This window comes from Winkia neuii subsp. neuii DSM 8576 (genome assembly GCF_000420405.1).
Lineage (GTDB): Bacteria > Actinomycetota > Actinomycetes > Actinomycetales > Actinomycetaceae > Winkia > Winkia neuii.
Genome location: NZ_ATUW01000002.1, coordinates 36,009 through 54,768, shown reverse-complemented (window position 1 = coordinate 54,768; position 18,760 = coordinate 36,009). Strand labels below are relative to the sequence as shown.

The 18,760-nt window shown below is 56.7% G+C and carries 15 protein-coding genes and 1 tRNA gene; 13 read left to right on the top strand and 3 right to left on the bottom strand.

From position 1 onward, the window contains the following. The first annotated feature begins 80 nt into the window (after positions 1-80). The gene (locus G437_RS0101995; RefSeq protein WP_024330926.1) at positions 81-1,073 is read left to right on the top strand and encodes a bile acid:sodium symporter family protein; all 993 of its coding nucleotides are present in this window, start codon (positions 81-83) and stop codon (positions 1,071-1,073) included. Between the two features lie 45 nt (positions 1,074-1,118). On the opposite strand, the gene G437_RS0101990 is transcribed toward G437_RS0101995, so the two are convergent. Together G437_RS0101990 and G437_RS0101985 are read right to left on the bottom strand one after the other, a co-directional pair. Continuing rightward, positions 1,119-1,703 carry a GDSL-type esterase/lipase family protein gene (locus G437_RS0101990; RefSeq protein ID WP_024330925.1) on the bottom strand — a complete coding sequence of 195 codons (585 nt, stop codon included), beginning with the start codon at positions 1,701-1,703 and terminating at the stop codon, positions 1,119-1,121. 76 nt (positions 1,704-1,779) lie between these two features. Beyond that, positions 1,780-5,433, bottom strand: a complete 3,654-nt coding sequence (locus G437_RS0101985; RefSeq protein ID WP_024330924.1) for a multifunctional oxoglutarate decarboxylase/oxoglutarate dehydrogenase thiamine pyrophosphate-binding subunit/dihydrolipoyllysine-residue succinyltransferase subunit — start codon at positions 5,431-5,433, stop codon at positions 1,780-1,782. 184 nt (positions 5,434-5,617) lie between these two features. Here G437_RS0101985 and G437_RS0101980 point away from each other — a divergent pair, with 184 nt between their 5' ends. The 7 genes from G437_RS0101980 to G437_RS0101950 all read left to right on the top strand — a co-directional run bounded on the left by G437_RS0101980 (position 5,618) and on the right by G437_RS0101950 (position 10,577). Further along, positions 5,618-6,934: a hemolysin family protein gene (locus G437_RS0101980; RefSeq protein ID WP_024330923.1), complete on the top strand. Its 1,317-nt coding sequence runs from the start codon at positions 5,618-5,620 to the stop codon at positions 6,932-6,934. After that, the gene (locus tag G437_RS0101975) at positions 6,931-7,968 is read left to right on the top strand and encodes a hemolysin family protein (protein WP_024330922.1); all 1,038 of its coding nucleotides are present in this window, start codon (positions 6,931-6,933) and stop codon (positions 7,966-7,968) included. Before G437_RS0101980 ends, G437_RS0101975 begins: the two co-directional genes overlap by 4 nt. Before the next feature lie 92 nt (positions 7,969-8,060). Next, the gene (locus G437_RS0101970) at positions 8,061-8,855 is read left to right on the top strand and encodes a M23 family metallopeptidase (protein ID WP_141739491.1); all 795 of its coding nucleotides are present in this window, start codon (positions 8,061-8,063) and stop codon (positions 8,853-8,855) included. After that, on the top strand, positions 8,849-9,559 hold the full coding sequence (locus G437_RS0101965; RefSeq protein ID WP_024330920.1) for a glycerophosphodiester phosphodiesterase family protein: 711 nt from the start codon (positions 8,849-8,851) through the stop codon (positions 9,557-9,559). Before G437_RS0101970 ends, G437_RS0101965 begins: the two co-directional genes overlap by 7 nt. Continuing rightward, positions 9,560-9,973, top strand: a complete 414-nt coding sequence (locus G437_RS10440; protein WP_024330919.1) for a helix-turn-helix domain-containing protein — start codon at positions 9,560-9,562, stop codon at positions 9,971-9,973. It begins immediately after the preceding gene. A gap of 26 nt (positions 9,974-9,999) precedes the next feature. After that, the gene (locus tag G437_RS0101955) at positions 10,000-10,449 is read left to right on the top strand and encodes a ribose-5-phosphate isomerase (protein WP_024330918.1); all 450 of its coding nucleotides are present in this window, start codon (positions 10,000-10,002) and stop codon (positions 10,447-10,449) included. Positions 10,450-10,504: 55 nt separating this feature from the next. Continuing rightward, positions 10,505-10,577 (top strand) — tRNA-Arg (locus tag G437_RS0101950). Positions 10,578-10,695: 118 nt separating this feature from the next. Here G437_RS0101950 and G437_RS0101945 read toward each other — a convergent pair. Continuing rightward, entirely contained in the window at positions 10,696-11,514 is an 819-nt protein-coding gene (locus G437_RS0101945; protein WP_231782339.1) for a formate/nitrite transporter family protein, read from the bottom strand. 117 nt (positions 11,515-11,631) lie between these two features. On the opposite strand from G437_RS0101945, the gene argS reads away from it, so the two are divergent. The 5 genes from argS (at position 11,632) to rho (ending at position 18,760) form a co-directional block, all read left to right on the top strand. Then, complete coding sequence (argS, locus tag G437_RS0101940; protein WP_024330916.1) at positions 11,632-13,314, top strand: arginine--tRNA ligase; 1,683 nt, start codon at positions 11,632-11,634, stop codon at positions 13,312-13,314. A gap of 1 nt (position 13,315) precedes the next feature. Then, positions 13,316-14,695: a diaminopimelate decarboxylase gene (gene lysA / locus G437_RS0101935; RefSeq protein ID WP_024330915.1), complete on the top strand. Its 1,380-nt coding sequence runs from the start codon at positions 13,316-13,318 to the stop codon at positions 14,693-14,695. 23 nt (positions 14,696-14,718) lie between these two features. Continuing rightward, complete coding sequence (locus G437_RS0101930; protein ID WP_024330914.1) at positions 14,719-15,999, top strand: homoserine dehydrogenase; 1,281 nt, start codon at positions 14,719-14,721, stop codon at positions 15,997-15,999. Between the two features lies 1 nt (position 16,000). Next, positions 16,001-16,915 (top strand): homoserine kinase, encoded by a 915-nt coding sequence (gene thrB / locus G437_RS0101925; RefSeq protein WP_024330913.1) that lies wholly within the window; start codon positions 16,001-16,003, stop codon positions 16,913-16,915. A 189-nt stretch (positions 16,916-17,104) separates the two neighbouring features. Next, positions 17,105-18,760, top strand: coding sequence for a transcription termination factor Rho (gene rho, locus G437_RS0101920; RefSeq protein ID WP_231782348.1), 1,656 nt, complete (start codon positions 17,105-17,107; stop codon positions 18,758-18,760).

The window sequence follows — 18,760 nt, the reverse complement described above, 5'->3', positions numbered from 1 at the left end:
TCTGGGCTGGAACTTAAAGTTTTCACAACGTTTGCGCCTAGCAAACGCAATTCTCAGAAATATGCAGAATAGGAGTGAAAATGTCTGCTACGAAACAAGCAGTAGCACCGCAGACTAATGCGCAGAGCAATAAACAAGATCGCGCAGCTTACATTGCTGCCCTAGGATTTCCTATTCTGGTAATTATTGGCGGCGTAGTTGGCTATGCAACCCCCTCACTGGTACTCCCGCTCAAAGAATGGGTAAATCTTCTACTCGGCCTAGTCATGTTCGGCATGGGGCTAACCCTGAAACCCGCGGACTTTGCGTTGGTTGTCAAACGCCCGCTGCCCGTCCTACTCGGGGTCGTAGCCCAGTACGTTGTGATGCCGTTTCTGGCGGTAGTGCTAGTGCACACCCTTTCCCTTTCCCCCGAAGTTGCCGCCGGCGTAGTTCTGGTCGGCTGTGCCCCGGGTGGCACCTCTTCAAACGTGGTTTCGTACCTCGCTCGCGGCGACGTGGCACTGTCTGTAACCATGACCTCGGTTTCGACCCTACTTGCCCCCGTCCTCACCCCCCTTCTGACCCTATGGCTTGCCGGTCAGTACATGCCGGTTAGTGCCCCGGCAATGGCCCTGTCCATCGTCAAGGTCGTGCTTGTGCCCGTAGTTGGGGGCCTGATTCTGCGCGCCTTCTTCGCCTCCGCAGTAAAACAGGTGGAACCGGCATTGCCCTGGGTGTCGGTGGTTGCCATCTCGATCATTGCCTCGACGGTAGTGGCGGCCTCAGCAGAAAAAATTGCGTCCTCGGCAGCTATTGTCTTCGTTGCAGTTGTACTGCACAATTGCCTAGGATACGTACTCGGCTACCTGGCCGGTAGGGTCGCAGGAGTGAACAGGGCGGCCCAGCGTACCACCGCTATCGAAGTGGGCATGCAAAACTCTGGCCTGGCTGCCACACTCGCCATGAAATACATGAGCCCCACCGCAGCCCTACCGGCAGCAGTCTTCTCGGTATGGCACAACCTTTCCGGAGCCGTGGTAGCTGCGCTGTGCAGGACTTTGGACAAGCGGCGCCTAACTAACGCGCGCTAAAGGACTTAAGTTAGAAAAATGCCACCCGCCCGGGTGGCATTTTTCCTATTCCAGCCCCAACCAGGAAGCAAAACCTGCGTGCAAAACCAGCCAGGCAAGTAGGCCATAACCGACTTGCGCGGGCAGCCCTGAGGCGGATTGGTTCACCTCCGAAAGCCAGCCATCGTGCGAGCTAAGAGGAATGAACGTATCTACGTAGGTTACCGAGCGCCGCGAGCACACATCGGAAAGTGCATGGTTTAGCTTTGCCAGTCCCGTAGCGTCGATACCCGGAAGGGGAGGAGGGCCAACAACAAACGCCGGCATATTTGCCCCCGCTGCCTTGTCTAATATGTTCGCCAGGGAAAGCCTAGACCGCGGAGAAGTTAGCCCTGCGGGAATATCTGCCCCTCCGAAACCGACTACCAGCCTGTTAATCGAGCCCTTGGGGCAGCGCCTTGCGGCCTCCTCTTCCCATCTAGCAGACAATTCCGTAGAGGTCTCCCGAGGTACCGCCAAAGTGTAAGTCTGCATGAACTTACTCGCCTCTGTACGGGCCATAACCCGGCCCACCCAGCCCAGAGCGCGCGGATCGCCAGCTCCGGCCACAAGTTCGTCGCCAATCACAATCAAGTTCTGAGGAGTGTCCACCCCTATATTCTACCGATCAAAACGGCAATGCCCGGCAAGAAACTACCCTGCCGGGCATCGCGCATTAGCTAGCTACTTACCGCCTAAAAGCACTTTCTACAAGCTGCCTGTTTTGTTCGGCATGCTTCTTGGCAGTACCCGCCGAGGGCGCAGCCGAGCTCGGGCGCGAGACGACAGTCAGTTTCCTTCCGCCAGTGCCAGCCTCCTCTAGATTCATTGCCAAGAAAGGCCAGGCCCCCATATTTTTGGGTTCGTCTTGGACCCACACCAGCTCGGCCTTGACTGGGAAAGGAGAGAGAGCCTGCGCCAGTGCCTCTTGATCCAGCGGATAGTATTGTTCCAGACGCACAATAGCTGTCCTGGTATCGCCCCTCTTGGCGCGCTCCCTGATCAGGTCGTAATACACCCTGCCGGACGTTAGCAAGATCCGCTCCACATTTTGCGCGTTCCGCAAAACCGTCGCTTCGGCCTCGCCTATGACTTCCTGGAAGTGCCCCTTAGTGAAATCCTCTACTGAGGAAGTGGCAGCAGCTAGGCGCAACAGTTGCTTTGGCGTGAACACAATCAAAGGCTTGCGAGGACGCACGTAGGCCTGCATGCGTAGCAGATGGAAGTGCTGGGCAGGGGTAGATGGCTGCACGATGCGCATGTTGTTTTGCGCAGCGAGTTGCAAATACCGTTCGATCCGTGCCGAAGAGTGATCCGGGCCCTGCCCCTCGTAACCGTGAGGCAGCAGCATCACCAGCGAGGCATGCTGGCCCCATTTTTGTTCTGCAGAGGAGACGAACTCGTCTACTACTAGCTGGGCTCCATTGACGAAGTCACCGAACTGAGCCTCCCACAAAACTAGGGCTGCAGGGCGTTCTACCGAGTAGCCGTATTCGAAAGCTAAGGGGCCATATTCCGACAGAGAAGAATCGAAAATAGAAAGCATCTTCTGGTCGGGAGTCAGATAGTCTAACGGGGTCCATTCGCGCCCGGTGTCGTGGTCGTGTAAAACCGCGTGACGCTGCACAAACGTGCCCCGTCTGCAGTCTTCTCCCGACATGCGAACAGGGGTACCTTCTATAAGGAGGGATCCAAAAGCAAGCAATTCCCCAAAGCCCCAGTCGATCTGACCTTCCCGAGTCATCTTGTAACGGCGTTCCATAAGCTGCTTCATCTTGGGGTGGGGAGTGAAATCGTCGGGGAGATGCAAGTAGGCATCGCCAATGCGCTCGATTACCTGTCTGGGCACAGCAGTGTCCCAGCCGACCATCATGCCGGCGCCTGGGCGTTGCGACTCGGGTACCTCCAAAGCCGCAGGGGCCCACCCGTGTTCGCGCGTCTCTTTTAAGATCACATTCATCTCGTTGTTATATTCAGCAAGTGAAGCGCGGGCCTCCTGCTCGGTGATGTCGCCACGCCCAATCAGGTTCTGGGTGTAGACCGAGCGGGTCGAGGGCAGCTGCTTTATCAAGTTGTACATTATCGGCTGAGTCATCGACGGGTCGTCGCCCTCGTTATGGCCCCTGCGGCGATAGCAGACCATGTCGATGATTACGTCTTTGTGGAACTGCTGCCTAAACGCATAGGCAAGTTTGGCTGCCCGTACCACCTCTTCAGGGTCGTCGCCGTTTACGTGGAAGACGGGAATCTGCAGACCCCTAGCCATATCGGTGCAATAACGAGTTGACCTGCCCGAAGCCGGCCCAGTGGTGAAGCCAATCTGGTTATTTACAATGATGTGCAAGGTACCGCCAACGCGGTAGGCGGGTAGCTGGGACATGTTGAGTACCTCGTAGACCACACCCTGGCCAACAAAGGCAGCGTCGCCGTGGATCAAAATGGGGAGCACGGGGTAGTCGTCGCCGGCCCCCAGCTTGTCGAGCTTAGCTCTACAGATCCCCTCGAGTACTCCGTCAGCTGCCTCAAGGTGGGATGGGTTTGCCGCCATAGTTACGCGAATGGCAACTCCGTCCTCGACTGAGAACACGCCCTCGGTACCCAGGTGGTATTTGACGTCGCCGCTGCCCTGAACGGTGCGTGGATCCTGATTGCCCTCAAATTCCGAGAATATTTGCCCGTACGACTTGCCGCCAATGTTGGCCAAAACATTTAGGCGGCCACGGTGGGCCATGCCGATGACGGCGTCCGAGAGACCCTCGCGTGCCGCCATAGTGAGCGCCGTGTCGAGCAACGGGATGAGGGACTCGCCGCCCTCTAGCGAAAATCGCTTTTGTCCCACGTACTTAGTTTGCAAGAAGGTTTCGAAGGCCTCTGCTCGGGAAAGGGTGGAAAGGATATGACGTTGTTCTTCCTTAGAGGGCTTCTCGTAGGGAGTTTCGATTTGGCGTTGCAGCCAAACCCGCTGGGCAGGATCTTGAATGTGCATATACTCGATCCCCATCGAGCGGGTATAAGTATCGCGCAGACGGCCCAATATTTCGCGTAGGGTCATTTTGTCAGCCCCGCCGAATCCCCCCGTGGGGAACGGGCGATCTAGATCCCAAACCGTAAGGCCGTAGTTAGCCAAAGACAGATCTGGGTGGCGGCGCTGCCGGTAGGCAAGCGGGTCGGTGTCGGCTGCCAAATGCCCACGCGACCGATAGGCGTGAATCAGCTCAGCAATACGGGCGGGCTTGCCCTTCTCGGTTTCGAGGGAATACTCGTAATCTCGTTGGAACACGAACGGTTCATAGGGGACCTCCATAGCCTGGAAGACCCTCTCGTAGAAACCATCAGCACCGGTGAGCTTCTGTTCTACCAAACGCAAGAATTCGCCCGAACCGGCCCCCTGTATCACCCGGTGGTCGTAGGTGGAAGTCATATACATGACCTTGCCCACTCCCATGCGCGCCAGCACAGCATCTGAGGCGCCTGCCCATTCGGCAGGATAGGTGGTGGCGCCCACCCCAATGATGGTTCCCTGCCCGGCCATTAGTCGCGGTACAGAATGGGTGGTACCGAGTGTTCCCGGATTCGTGAGCGTCATCGAAGCGCCCTGGAAATCGGCAGGAGACAGCTTGCCCTCGCGCGTCTTCTTTACCAGCGCCTCGTAGGCGTCTACAAACTGGCGGAAGTCAAGCATGTCGGCCTCGTGGATAACAGGCACCATAAGCGAGCGGGTGCCGTCTTTCTTCGGAAGGTCGATTGCCAGGCCGAAGCCCACGTGACCATAGCGACGCACGTGCGGTTTGCCGTCGACCTCCTCGTAGCGGACGTTCATAGCGGGCATCTTCGTAAGTGCTTCTACCACCGCGTAGCCTATTAGGTGGGTGAAAGAAACCTTTCCGCCGCGAGTGCGCGAAAGGTGGTTATTAATTACAGCCCTGTTCTCAATCAGTACTTTTGCCGGAATTTGCCGTGCCGAAGTGGCAGTTGGAACCTGCAGGGAGGCCTCCATGTTTTTCACTACGGCTCCGGCAACGCCGCGCAGTCGTTCAACTTGGTCTGTACCAGCTTGGGTCCCCAAAAGCGCGCCGTTTCCTTTCAAGGCGTTGGCAGCGTAGGGAGAGGTTGGGGGCTCAACTTTGGAAAGCGGTAAAGGTGGCAGATCGGAACGGGTTGTGTCTGTTGCATGTGAGGGGGGATTATCTTCGGAGCCTAGGGAGCCCTTGTCTAACGCGTCGACGGCTTTGAAATATTCCTGCCAATCGGAAGGCACGGAACTGGGATCTGAATCGTATTGCTTTCGCATCTGGGCTATTACGTCGCTGGTAGCGGCCTGCTCGTTGTGCTCTTCCGGCATGTGACACCTCGATGTGGACTTTAAGGAAACCTCTCGTAGATAAGACTAGGCAATGAAAGAAGAATTCACAGCATTTCCTCTCGATTTCGAGACGCTTTTAGCGGGTTTTGGAATGTCATTGCGCCCGCGTGCCCACTACAATGGAAAATCATGTGCATAAAAGGATTGGACGGACTACTTCCACATGCTCTATGACCTCTTGATGATTGGAGTGGGGGTGGTCCTGACAGTAGGGACCGCGCTCTTTGTTTGCTCCGAATTTTCGTTAGTGGCGCTAGATCCGGCAACCGTCGACCGCAGGGCGGCAGCTGGTGACAAACGGGCTGGTAGCGTTTCAAAAACTCTGCACCATTTGTCCACCCATCTTTCGGGAGCGCAGGTGGGGATTACCCTCACCACTATTTTGCTTGGTTACACCACTCAGACGGCCGTAGCGGACATGGTCGAGCGCTCACTGCGCTCGGCGGGCCTCACGGTAGCGCTCTCGACCACAGCTGGCGTGGTAGTGGCGATTGTTCTTGTAAACGCTTTTTCAATGGTTTTTGGCGAGCTTGTTCCCAAGAATTTGGCGCTCGCGGAGACCTTGCAGGTGGCAGGCATTGTTTCTCCGCTGCAGCGGGCTTTCACCTTTGTTTTTCGCCCCCTTATTTGGCTGCTGAACGGTTCGGCGAACGTAGTTTTGCGGGCGGTGGGGGTCGAGCCCATGGAGCAGATGTCCTCGGCGAGGTCGGCCTCAGAGCTGGCAGCAATGGTTCGGCACAGTGCCGAGGAAGGAACACTCGATACCTCCACGGCTTCGATGTTCACTAAGTCTGTGCGCATGGGGCGGCTTACCGCTGCAGACATTATGGTAGATCGAGGGCGAATTGATTCTTTGGATGCTACCGATTCAGTGGAAGACTTGCTTGAACTCGCGCGCAAAACGGGGCGGTCCCGCTTTCCGGTAATAGGCGAAGACAGTGACGATATTTTAGGTATTGCCCACCTGCGTAGGGCCGCTGCGGTCCCATTTTCTAGGCGGGGTGAAGTGCCGGTTACCAGCCAATCGATCATGTTCGAGGCATTGCGGGTGCCCGAAACTGTTCAGTTAGCTCCCCTGATGGTGCAGTTGCGCGAAGAGGGCCTGCAGATGGCTATCGTAGTTGACGAATACGGAGGCACCTCCGGGTTGGTGACCTTGGAGGACATTGTCGAAGAAATAGTCGGCGAGATAGCAGACGAACACGATCCCAAACGCCGGGGCATTAGAATTGCGGGTTCTGACGGCTGGTATGCGGCGGGTGGGCTGCGGCCAGACGAATTGCACGACTACACGAAGATCAGGGTGCCAGACGACGGCCCCTACGACACCCTCGGGGGGCTCATAATGTATCGTCTGGGGGCAATACCTGCTGAAGGGGATTACGTGGACGTGAACCGGGTACGTCTGCAGGTTACAAAAATGGACGGTCGACGCGTCGAGCAGGTGCTCGTTACCCAGCTTCCCGGGGAGGGCGAATGAGTATCGGTACTGGCATGGTAATTGCCGCAATACTACTTTTGGTGAATGCTTTCTTTGTGGGCGCAGAATTTGCTGTCACGTCTTCGCGAAAATCCCAGATTGACCCCCTGGTCGAAGAGGGGAGGGCAGGAGCCAAGGCAGCGCAGTGGGCTCTGGAGCACGTCTCGCTAATGCTGGCCGTGTGCCAGTTGGGGGTAACGCTGGCTTCTACTGCGCTCGGGGCCGTAGCGGAGCCGGCTATCGCCAGGGCGGTGCACCCGCTGCTCTCCCGTTTTGGTTTTGCGGCAGCTACCTCGCACCTAGTGGCAGTGGTTGTAGCCCTGTTGGTCGTGTTGTACCTGCACGTGGTGGTAGGCGAGATGATTCCCAAGAATCTGTCGGTGTCTGCTCCCGCGAAGATGGTGTTGATCATGGCTCCGGTTTTGGTCAAATTGGCGCGCTTGGTTCGCCCCATCGTCGAGGGGATGGATCATTTTGCAAACTGGGTAATTAAGCTGTGCGGAGTTGAGCCCAAACACGAGGTGGCCGCTACCTTCACTGCCGAGGAAGTGGCTACTATCGTGGAGCTGTCTGAGGCCGAGGGGAAGTTGCATGACGACCTAGGCCTGCTTTCTGGAACGTTGGAATTCTCGGAGGAGCTAGTGGGTTCCGTAATGGTGCCGCCGCAGCGGCTGGTTACGCTGCCTGTCGACGTTACACCTGCAGCCTTCGAGAAGGTCGTTTCGCAGACCGGTTTTTCTCGGTTCCCTCTAGTCAATGAGCAGGGCGAATATGTGGGTTACCTGCATCTAAAAGATGTTTTGAATGCCGATTCGCGTCCTGAGCGAGAGCGCCCTATACCTAGTTGGTGGGTTAGGGCTTTACCTACCGCCTCCCCCCAGGACGAGGTCGAAGACGCGTTGCGAATTATGCAGCGCACCGGGGTGCATCTTGCTAAAGTTGCAGATCACGGCCAGATTGTGGGGGTGATCTTCCTAGAGGACATATTGGAAGAATTGGTTGGGGAAGTACGAGACGTAATCCAGCGCCAATAGAACTGTCTGTAGAATGCCTAACATTTCGATGCCTTCGTGTAATATAAACGTTATTGTTTCGTGATGTGACAGTTTCGAGCGAAAGGGAAACAGTGGAAAGTCGGATTGAGCGCAGGAAGGCTCAAAGGCGCCGCAGGCATCCGCAGGGGATGGGACGCAGACTTGCGGTTCTAGGTGCCCTGGGAGCAATCACTGTGGCAGCCCCGCTTTCGGGTTTTGTTGGCGCCGACATGTCAATTGCCATGCCTAAGGAAGCCGGCTACCACGCAGGTGACACCTGGGCGAAAGTGCGTTCAAACGTTTCCGCAGTCGAGTCGACTTCCCAACTTACCGCAGTTGCCGCGCCCGTCTCTGTGGCCAGGGTCCGCACCAGTAAAGATATAGGGCGCTGCAGTGCCAAATATGCCAGTTCAGGGGAACGTTCGGTGTATGCCACTTCTGACTCGATCGTGGAGCCTCTGCCGGCTAATTCCTATTCGATAGCTTCTCCTTTTGGCTATCGCACTCATCCGCTATTTCATACTTCGAAGCTGCACGAGGGTACTGACATGTCTGCCCCCTCAGGCACTCCCGTCTACGCTACTGCACCCGGCATAGTGAAGACTGCCTCCGAGATTGAAGGCGGTGGTTACACCGTCGAGATAGAGCACAAACTCGAAAACGGCGAGACTTTCTCCTCCGGTTATATGCACCTTTTGGCTGGGTCCATATTGGTGAAGGTGGGGCAGAAGGTCGAAGCTGGGCAGATGGTTGCCCAGGTGGGGTCCACCGGTAACTCCACAGGTCCGCACTTGCACTTCGAGATTCGTCCGGTCAAGGATCCTATAGACCCGTTGCCCTGGTTGAAAGAGCATCACGCAGTTCCGGTGGGCCAGGACGCGTGCTAAGGGCGTTTGCTCACCGCGGCGGGGCTAAAGAGGGCGAAGAAAATACGGCGCAGGCCTTTGCTAGAGCGGTCGACCTGGGGTACAAGAGGCTCGAGACAGATGCGCACCTCAGTAGAGACGGCCAGGTGGTGCTCCACCACGATCCGAACTTGCGTCGTACTTACGGCGTTGACGCGAATATTGCCGATTTAGATTGGGCCGATCTGGCTGATTTCCGTATGCCGCAAGGGGGCCGGCTGCTGCGCTTTGCCGAGGCGCTAGAACGCTTTGACAATGTGGAGTTCAATGTTGACGCGAAGGTGGAACCGGTTGCGCTGCCTGCTTTGGCTGTAGCGCGCGGCCAGCTCGAGAGGGTTCGCTTTGTGTCATTTTCGTCTGCAACTGTAAAGCGGTTGAGGCGTGCAGGAGCTATAAAAACCGCCCTCACCATGCCCGAAATTGCCCGCCTTCGTCTGGGGCTGGGCGTGAACGTGGGGCGAATCGCCGATGCGGTGCAGATTCCGCCCTCGTACGGGCCGGTCAAATTAGCCACCCCAACGTTTATTGCCCGCGCCCACGAGGCCGGATTGTTTGTGGATGTATGGACGGTTGACGATTCAGAAACTATATTGAAAATGATTGACGCTGGGGTCGATGGATTAATGACAGATTCGCCCTCGCTTCTGAAGAAACTATTGGTCCAAAGGGACTTGTGGGAGGGCTAAATGCCTTGGATCAGAAAGCCGGTTGACAAGAAGCTTGTCACGGCGGCTAAACGGGCGCGCGCAGCCGAGGAGGTTGCCCACATTGATTATTTGCGCGCAGTTCAAAATGCTGTTGGGCAAATGAACCAAACCCAGCTCGCTGAGGAGCTGGGGGTGTCGCAGTCTTCCGTTTCTCAAGTGCTGCGTTCTGCTAAACGCCTCCCTTCCCCAAGGGCGGGCTGTTGTTCAGGTTCCCCCGATGAGGCGGTAAAGCGCTTCGTAGCGGGGGGATTGTCTCGCAAAGAATTGGCTGGCGAACTCAAGCGGTGGGTTACTTTGGGGGCTGACGTGAGGGCGGCTTTAGAGCGGGCCTGCGCAGAGCAGGCCATTTCTGAGCACCTGCGCAAGGGGCTCGAGGAGGAGGCGATCCACTGAAGAATTCTTGGTGATAGTGTCTAGCCATGAGGATTCACATTGCATCGGACCACGCTGGGTTCGAACTCAAAGAAGCGTTGAAAACCCACTTTTGCGATCGCGGTTTCGAGGTAGTGGACCACGGTCCGCTGGCCTATGATCCTGCAGACGACTATCCACCCACGTGCCAAGCCTGCGCTGAAGCTGTTTTGGCTGACGAAGGCTCTCTTGGTTTCGTTCTGGGGGGATCGGGCAATGGCGAACAGATCGCAGCCAACCAGGTAAAGGGCATCAGGGCGGCGCTGTGTTGGTCTGAAGAAACGGCTCAGTTGGCTAGATTGCACAACAATGCGCAGGTTGCCGGAATTGGAGCGCGCATGCACTCGCAGGAACAGGCCATAAAGATAGCAGACACCTTCGTCGACACTGCCTTCACTGGGGAAGAGCGCCATGCTCGACGGATCGGGCTACTCGAAGATTACGATCGCAAACATTAGCTCATCAGCGGATTTCTGTTTAGCGGCCTAGCGCTGGTACAGTATTAGGCCGTAGGCCCCGATAGCTCAGTGGATAGAGCGTCTGCCTCCGGAGCAGAAGGTCGCAGGTTCGAATCCTGTTCGGGGCGCTTCGAAAGCCGTGGAATAACACGGAAAAGTAGTGCATAAACAGTTGCGTGACACAGTAGAACAAAAGTTTGAGTGAAAAAGGCGGCCCGCGGGCCGCCTTTTTCACTAAGGTTCACGCTACTTTTTTGGTGCGTTTACTATCCAGTAGAACAGGCCTACGAATACGCCCCCGCCAAGCATGTTGCCGATTGTTACAGGGATGAGGTTGACCAGAAGGAAGTTGCCGAGCGTTAGCTCCCCGCCTGCGCCAAGTATTAACCCGTAGGGGATCATGAACATGTTCGCTACCGAGTGTTCGAAGCCTGCGGCCACAAACAGGGAAATTGGCCCCACTATGGCCAAGATCTTGTCTGCCACTGTTTTGCCCGCGAAGGTCATCCAGATGGCCAGACAAACTAGTAGGTTGCAGCCAATTCCCAACACGAAGCATTCCAGGGGAGTGTGCGAGACCTTAGCTGTGGCGGTCGAGACGATAATTTGCCCGAAGGCGCCCTTGCCGCCGGATTGGAGATTGCCGAAGTAGGCTAGGGCTACAACGAGCAGTGCCCCTACGAAATTGCCCGCATAGACAATTGCCCAGTGCTTTAGAAGTTTTGCCCACGAGAGCTTGCCCGAGGCTTTGGCGATAAGAGTCATTGTTGTCGACGTAAAGAGGTCTGCCCCGGTCATTACGACCATCATTAGACCTACAGAAAAGACTAGACCGCCCATCAGCTTTGCCACTCCGAGAGGCAGCGCGCTAGCCCCCATCTGTACGGTGGCGAAGAAGATGAATCCGAGCCCAATGTAGGCTCCGGCTGCGATGGCTAGTAGGAACGTGTGTGATGGTTTCGAGTTGGCCACGTTTGCCTTTCCACTCATGGCGCGGGTAGCTGCCGCGAGTGTTTCGGGTGGGGTAGCCATGGAAGTTGACGGGGAATTCAGTTGTGTACTCACCTGGCAAGTGTATGCGATAAATTACCAATCACGGTATTTGGTCCTAGGACTTTAGTCGCGGGCAGCTGGGCTGATCGCGATTGCGTGCTGGTGGCAATTAGCAGGTATTCTAAGGGCGTGACTCCAGAAGAACTTTCAGAACTTATTCACAACTGCCTAGCCGGAGCGGCAAAACGGGGCGATATTGCACTCACTGCCGAAGAAATCCCGGCTGTAAAGGTAGAGCGTCCTCGAAATCGTGAGCACGGGGATTGGGCAACCAACGTGGCAATGCAGCTGGCGAAGAAGGCCCAGACTAATCCGCGTGCACTAGCAACGTTGCTGTCCGGTGAACTGGAAACCGTCGACGGCATTAGCAGTGTCGAGGTTGCCGGGCCAGGGTTTCTAAATATCAGGCTCTCGGCAGCGTCTGCGGGCCAGTTGGCTCAAACAATTTTGGAGCAGGGGCCTGCCTACGGGCGCAATCAGAGCCAAAAGGGCGCAAAGGTGAATCTAGAATTTGTCTCTGCTAACCCCACCGGCCCTATTCATATAGGTGGAGCACGGTGGGCTGCTGTGGGCGATGCTATGGCTCGTGTTCTGGAAGCTGCGGGCGCGCAAGTGACGCGCGAATATTACTTCAATGATCACGGTAACCAGATAAATAATTTCTCGGCTTCCCTTCTGGCCGCCGCCAAGGGGCGTCCCACTCCCCAGGATGGCTACGGCGGCAAGTACATTGGCGAGGTCGCAGAGCAGGTAATTGCCCAGGTTTTAGAAGAGGGCGGCGCAGATCCGCGCGAACTACCTGACGAGCAGGCCCAGGAGGTGTTCCGTGAAAAGGGCGTTAAGGCCATGTTTGCCGAGATTCAGGAATCTCTGCATGAATTCCGCACCGATTTCGACGTCTTTTTCCACGAGCAGACCCTGCATGAGTCCGGTGCTGTTGACGAGGCTATTGACAGGCTTCGCCATGCTGGAGTTATTTTCGAAAGTGAGGGCGCCCTCTGGCTGCGCTCTACTGAATTTGGCGATGACAAGGACCGGGTGCTTATAAAGTCCGACGGTAATGCTGCTTATTTCTCGGGCGACGTAGCCTACTATTTGAACAAGCGCAATCGCGGTTTCGACCAGTGCATTTACATGCTGGGAGCTGATCACCACGGTTACATCGGGCGCATGTATGCCATGGCGCGTGCCTTCGGGGACGAAGCTGGTCCTGGTAAGAACATGGAGATCTTGATTGGGCAGCTTGTCAATCTGGTCCGCGGTGGCAAGCCGGTGCGCATGTCAAAGCGTGCTGGAACCGTAGTTACTCTCGAAGACCTTGTCGAGGCTGTGGGAGTGGATGCGGCGCGCTATTCGTTGATTCGCTCGTCTGTAGATACCACGTTGGAGCTGGATCTGGACGTGGTTGCCTCTAACACCAATGAAAATCCTGTTTACTACGTGCAGTATGCGCACGCTCGCACTTGTGCTGTAGCACGCAATGCGAAGGAACACGGGGTGCGTCGCGAGGACGGGTTTGCCCCGCAGGCATTGGACTCTACCGCTGACGGTGAACTGCTGGGAACGCTAGCGCGTTATCCCGAGATTGTGGCGCAGGCAGCGAGCTTGCGTGAACCGCATAGGGTGGCCCGCTATTTGGAGGAGCTCGCTGGTGCCTACCATGCCTGGTACGGTCAGTGCCGCGTGACCCCGCGCGGAGACTCCCCAGTTGAAGCCTCTCACGTAGCTAGGCTCTGGCTAAATGACGCCGTGGGGCAGGTTTTGCGCAACGGTTTGGATCTGCTAGGCGTTCAGGCACCTGAAAGGATGTGAAATGGCCCAGGTGGCGAACCACTATGCTGGCGATCCCTCCCAGCGGCCTGACCTGTGGCCCTGGAGCGCGCAGCGGAAGCAGGGAGTGCTTCAAATAGGCGGTGTGCCTTTGCCGCAAATAGGACGTGAATATGCCAGTCCCGCCTATGTGTGGGATATCGACGATTTCGCCGGCAGATGTCAGGTGTGGGCTTCGGCCATGGCCGAGTCGTTTTGGGAAGGCTATGGGTTCGCCGGAGCCACGGTCAATTATGCTGGTAAGGCCTTCCTTTGTGCCGAGGCAGTGCGCGTTGCTACAAATGCCGGGCTAGGCATTGACACCGCCTCCCTCGGGGAGCTCACATTGGCCCTAAAGGCGGGGGCTCCAGCCTCGGGACTTGGTTTGCACGGCAACAACAAGTCTGAAGCGGAAATTGAGTTAGCGGTTCGCTCCGGAATCGACAGGATTATTGTCGATTCTCCCTTCGAGGTCGCCAAAGTAGAAGGCGTTGCCGCTCGTTTGCATAAGCGGGCTAGGGTAATGATTCGTTTGGTCACCGGAGTCCATGCGGGTGGGCACGAATATATTTCTACAGCTCACGAGGATCAGAAATTCGGGGTTTCTATAGCTACTGGGCAGGCTGAAGCGGTAGCCGATGCTATTGCGCATGCAAAACATCTGGAATTGGTCGGCTTGCACTCTCACATCGGCTCTCAAATTTTGGATCTGAATGCTTTCGTAGAGTCCGCCGGGAAAGTAATGGCCTTCCGCGCCAAGTTGTTGGCAAAGGGAATGAAGGTTCCCGAGGTCGACCTAGGGGGAGGTTACGCCATCAGCTACAACGCTGCAGACCCAATCCCGCCCACCGCCCAGGAGGTTAGTTGCGCCCTAGCCGAGGCTGTGAAGTTGGCCTGCGCGCAGGCAAGTACCGATATTCCTCGAATTTCAATCGAACCTGGGCGTGCTATTGCCGGGCCTAGCCAGGTAATGATTTACAGGGTGGGGACAATCAAAGATGTCACTTATGCGCCTGGTAAGTCCCGCCGCTATGTGTCTGTGGACGGGGGAATGAGCGACAATATTCGCCCTGCCCTCTACGGAGCCGATTACACTGCAGTGCTGGCCAATCGTCCTTCGGAGGGCGAGTCAACGCTGTGCCGAGTGGTTGGAAAACACTGCGAATCGGGCGACGTAGTGGTTCACAACGTCTATTTGCCGGCAGATCTTACCGAGGGCGACATTCTGGCCGTGCCTGCCGTGGGCGCCTACGGGCGGGTTATGGCTTCAAATTACAACATGGTTCCCCGCCCTGGCGTGGTTGGAATAAAAGATGGAAAATGGCGCGAAGTCATAAGGCGCGAGACGGTAGCGGACCTACTTTTATTAGATAAGTCGTTGTAGGTTACTTTTGTTGCGGGGGTAAAATGGGTAGAGAAGTTGTGAAAATTGGGGTTCTCGGCTGCGGTACCGTTGGTACCCAGGTTGTGCGATTGCTACAGGAACGAGGTCGTGACCTGGAGGCTCGCGCTGGGGCTCCGTTGCAGGTCGTTGGCATATGTGTGTCGAATTTGCAGGCTCCGCGCGACGGCGCCGTAGACCGCAAGCTTCTCACTACAGACGCGAACGCGGTAATTGACAGCGCTGACCTAGTGATCGAACTGATTGGGGGGATTGAGCCGCCGCGCACCCTTGTAAAGCGGGCTTTGAGCCAAGGGAAAACGGTGGTTACGGGCAACAAGGCGCTGCTAGCTGCCCACGGTCCGGAACTGTACGAGTTGGCCGCCGCTAAAGGGGCCAACTTGTACTACGAAGCGGCAGTAGCAGGCGCGGTGCCCGTCGTCTATGGGTTGCGCGAGTCGCTGCTTGGGGATCGGATCAATCGCGTCGTCGGTATTGTAAACGGCACTACTAATTACATGCTCGATCAGATGGATGCCGGGCTCACGTACGAACAGGCGCTGGCTAAGGCCCAAGAGCTGGGGTACGCCGAAGCAGATCCTACTGCCGATGTAGACGGTCTCGATGCAGCTGCGAAGTGTGCCATCTTGGCCTCTCTGGCTTTTCACACCCGGGTTTCTCTGGACGACGTCCCTACTTGCGGGATCCGTAATATTTCCCAGCAGGATTCGTTGGATGCAGCCTTTTTTGGCGAGCGCATAAAGCTTGTTGCAGTGGCCGAACGCGTGATGGCCGCAGATGGGGAGGCAATTTCGCTAGGGGTTTATCCGGCACTGGTTTCTAAAGATTCTCCTTTGGCTACCATTAACGGGGCTTTCAACGCTATTGTGGTCGAGGCCGAAGCCGCAGGTACCCTGATGTTTACTGGCCAGGGGGCAGGTGGGGTGCAAACTGCTTCCGCAGTGCTCTCCGATGTCGTGGCAGGTGCCTCACATATCGCCCACGGGGGAAGTGCGCCCGGCGAAAACTCCTACGCTAACCTGCCTTTGTTGCCCGCTTCGAAGGCACTGCGCCGCTATAGGCTGCGCATTGTGGTAGAGGACGAAATTGGTACGCTGGCACGGCTGGCGCAGGTCTTCGCTGACGAGGGCGTGTCGATTTCGGCGGTTCACCAAAGCCCAACAGAAAATCAAATTTCGGTGGTGCTGTCTACCCACTTAGCCTCGGGGGAGGCGATCTTTAGAGTGCGCCAAAAGCTCGAGAAATTGGGTTCGCACGTGGCTTCTACCTTGGTTGTCGAGGGTTAGCATGCGCCTAGCAAATGATTCGGTGCGAGTGCGCGTTCCTGCCACCACTGCGAATCTAGGCCCCGGTTACGATTCGCTGGGCATGGCCTTGGACATGCACGACGAGATTAGTGCGCGGGCAGTGGTCGGAAAAACTCACGTCCGAGTATCAGGCCAAGGCGAGGGGCAGGTGGCCGAGGGGGAAGATAACCTGGTGGTGCAGGCGTTGCGGGTAGCGCTCGAGGCCGCCGGGGCGCCGCAGGTGGGCCTCGAGCTGGAGTGCGTGAATACCATTCCGCACGGGCGGGGGCTGGGATCCTCCGCCTCGGCAATAGTGGCGGGCATGGCTTTGGCTAGAGCGTTTTTGGCTGAGCCTGAGGCATTAGACGATAAGAAGATATTGCAACTGGCAACTGAACTCGAGGGCCATCCCGACAACGTTGCCCCCGCCATCTTTGGGGGTGGAACTGTTTCCTGGCTGGAAGGTGAAACTGCCCAGGCGGCCCCTTTGCAAATAGCAGATAATTTGGTGTGTACCTGTTTTATCCCTGGTTTTAGACTCTCTACAGCTAAGGCCCGCCGGGTACTGCCAAAAATGGTTCCCCACGCAGATGCGGCTTTCCAGGCGGGAAGGGCAGCGCTACTGGTGAGGGCTCTAGCTGGACGGGAAGAACTGCTCTTTGCAGGTACGGAAGAGCGGCTTCATCAAGACTATAGGGAAAAGGTAATGCCTGCCTCTGTGGGGCTGGTACGCTGGCTGCGCGCGGAGGGCTATCCGGCCGTCATCTCTGGGGCCGGTCCCACCGTGTTGGTTTTGGGAACGGTCTCTCCTGGCGTACGCAGGCAGGGCCGAGCAGGCCGCTGGGACGTGCACGAGTTGGCAGTGGACCGGGAGGGCGTAAAGATTGTGGGGAGCGCCTCTTCGCATCACAGCTAAACTTTTGCTATTGTTGTCCTATCGCGGGATGCCGCGTTTCGGGCACTAAGTAAGCCTCTAGCTAATCCAATCTTCTTCTTTTCACGCAATAGCGCGCCTGGATTACGCTTTCCCAACAACAGTTATTGAAGGAATTTCGTGAGCACTAATAATGATTTGAGCTCTAAGCGGCTACCTGAGCTGCAGGCCATGGCTGCTTCCCTCGGCCTAAAGGGAACATCTCGGATGCGTAAATCGGATCTTATTGAAAAGATCCAAAATGCTTCGGCTTCTAATCGCAGCGGATCAGAATCTGAGCCGAAAGCACAAAAAGCGGCCGGGGCGGGCCAGGCAGAAGAAACAGCTTCCAGCCGCGAGTCTAAGACAGAACGTTCTTCAGGTGCCGAGACTGGCTCTGAACGTCCTCGGCGTTCGCGCAGACGCCGGGCATCTTCGGAGGCTGGCGCCCCCAAGCTAGATGTGCGCCAGGAGCTTGCTCGCGAAGGTAAGTCTGAGACTCCCGCACACAAGTCAGAGCCTAAAAACGTCGACGAAATAAAGCTTCCTACCGGTGGCAAGCAGCACGAGGAGGAAGAGCACTCTGGGCGCCGTCGGCGGGGGCGCGACCGCAAGCGCAATAGGCACGATAATTCGAACAATTCGCACGGTCACTCTAATGCGCACAATTCGAATAACTCGGGTAACTCCAATTCTGATTTGCGTGAAGATGATGTGTTAATTCCTATTGCCGGAATCTTGGACGTACGCGACAATCACGCTTTTGTGCGCACCTCCGGGTATCTGCCGGGGCCAAATGACGTGTACCTGTCGCTCGGACAGGTGCGCCGTTGGGGGCTGCGTTCGGGCGACGCTATTCAGGGTGCCGTGCGTCAGCCTCGCGAAGGCGAACGCCGCCGCCAGAAGTACAACGCCTTGGTCCGCTTGGACAGTGCCAACGGACTCACTGTCGAACAGACTAGCGAGCGCCCTCAGTTCAAAGATCTGACTCCGCTGTACCCCGATTCGCAACTGCGTTTGGAGACTTCTCCAAAGGCGATTACGCCGCGCATCATTGATCTGGTCAGCCCCATTGGGAAGGGCCAGCGCGGGTTGATTGTTTCGCCGCCCAAGGCCGGTAAGACCATTATTTTGCAGCAGATCGCGAACGCTATTTCGATCAACAATCCGGAAGCTCACCTGATGGTGGTGCTGGTTGACGAACGTCCGGAAGAAGTTACGGACATGCAGCGCACGGTGAAGGGAGAAGTTATTGCCTCTACCTTTGATCGTCCCGCTTCTGATCACACGATTGTGGCGGAGCTTGCAATTGAGCGTGCTAAGCGCCTGGTCGAGCTCGGCAAGGACGTAGTGGTGCTACTCGATTCGATCACCCGCTTGGGCCGTGCCTATAACTTGGCGGCACCGGCCTCCGGGCGCATACTTTCCGGCGGTGTAGATGCTTCCGCGCTCTACCCCCCAAAGAAGTTCTTCGGGGCGGCTAGAAACGTCGAAAATGGCGGTTCGCTGACCATTTTGGCCACCGCCCTAGTCGAGACCGGCTCCAAGATGGACGAGGTCATCTTCGAAGAGTTCAAGGGCACTGGCAACATGGAGTTGCGACTGTCGAGGGCGCTCGCGGATAGGCGTATTTTCCCGGCAGTTGACGTCAATTCTTCGGGTACTCGCCGCGAAGAGATGCTGCTCCGTCCCGAAGAGATGAAGATCTTGTGGAAACTGCGTCGAATTCTTGGTTCCCTGGACACTCAAGAGGCCACAGAGCTGGTGCTCGGCAAATTGCGGGACACTTCCTCGAACGCGGAGTTCTTACTCACAATCGGCAAGATGAGCACGTCAGGGGACAAGTAG

What these genes read in the sequence shown, in the direction of transcription:
- G437_RS0101995 (WP_024330926.1), top strand. Translation starts at nt 81, where the DNA reads ATGTCTGCTACGAAACAAGCAGTAGCACCGCAGACTAATGCGCAGAGC.
- G437_RS0101985 (WP_024330924.1), bottom strand. Translation starts at nt 5,433, where the DNA reads ATGCCGGAAGAGCACAACGAGCAGGCCGCTACCAGCGACGTAATAGCC.
- G437_RS0101980 (WP_024330923.1), top strand. Translation starts at nt 5,618, where the DNA reads ATGCTCTATGACCTCTTGATGATTGGAGTGGGGGTGGTCCTGACAGTA.
- G437_RS0101975 (WP_024330922.1), top strand. Translation starts at nt 6,931, where the DNA reads ATGAGTATCGGTACTGGCATGGTAATTGCCGCAATACTACTTTTGGTG.
- G437_RS10440 (WP_024330919.1), top strand. Translation starts at nt 9,560, where the DNA reads ATGCCTTGGATCAGAAAGCCGGTTGACAAGAAGCTTGTCACGGCGGCT.
- G437_RS0101955 (WP_024330918.1), top strand. Translation starts at nt 10,000, where the DNA reads ATGAGGATTCACATTGCATCGGACCACGCTGGGTTCGAACTCAAAGAA.
- lysA (WP_024330915.1), top strand. Translation starts at nt 13,316, where the DNA reads ATGGCCCAGGTGGCGAACCACTATGCTGGCGATCCCTCCCAGCGGCCT.
- G437_RS0101930 (WP_024330914.1), top strand. Translation starts at nt 14,719, where the DNA reads ATGGGTAGAGAAGTTGTGAAAATTGGGGTTCTCGGCTGCGGTACCGTT.
- thrB (WP_024330913.1), top strand. Translation starts at nt 16,001, where the DNA reads ATGCGCCTAGCAAATGATTCGGTGCGAGTGCGCGTTCCTGCCACCACT.
- rho (WP_231782348.1), top strand. Translation starts at nt 17,105, where the DNA reads ATGGCTGCTTCCCTCGGCCTAAAGGGAACATCTCGGATGCGTAAATCG.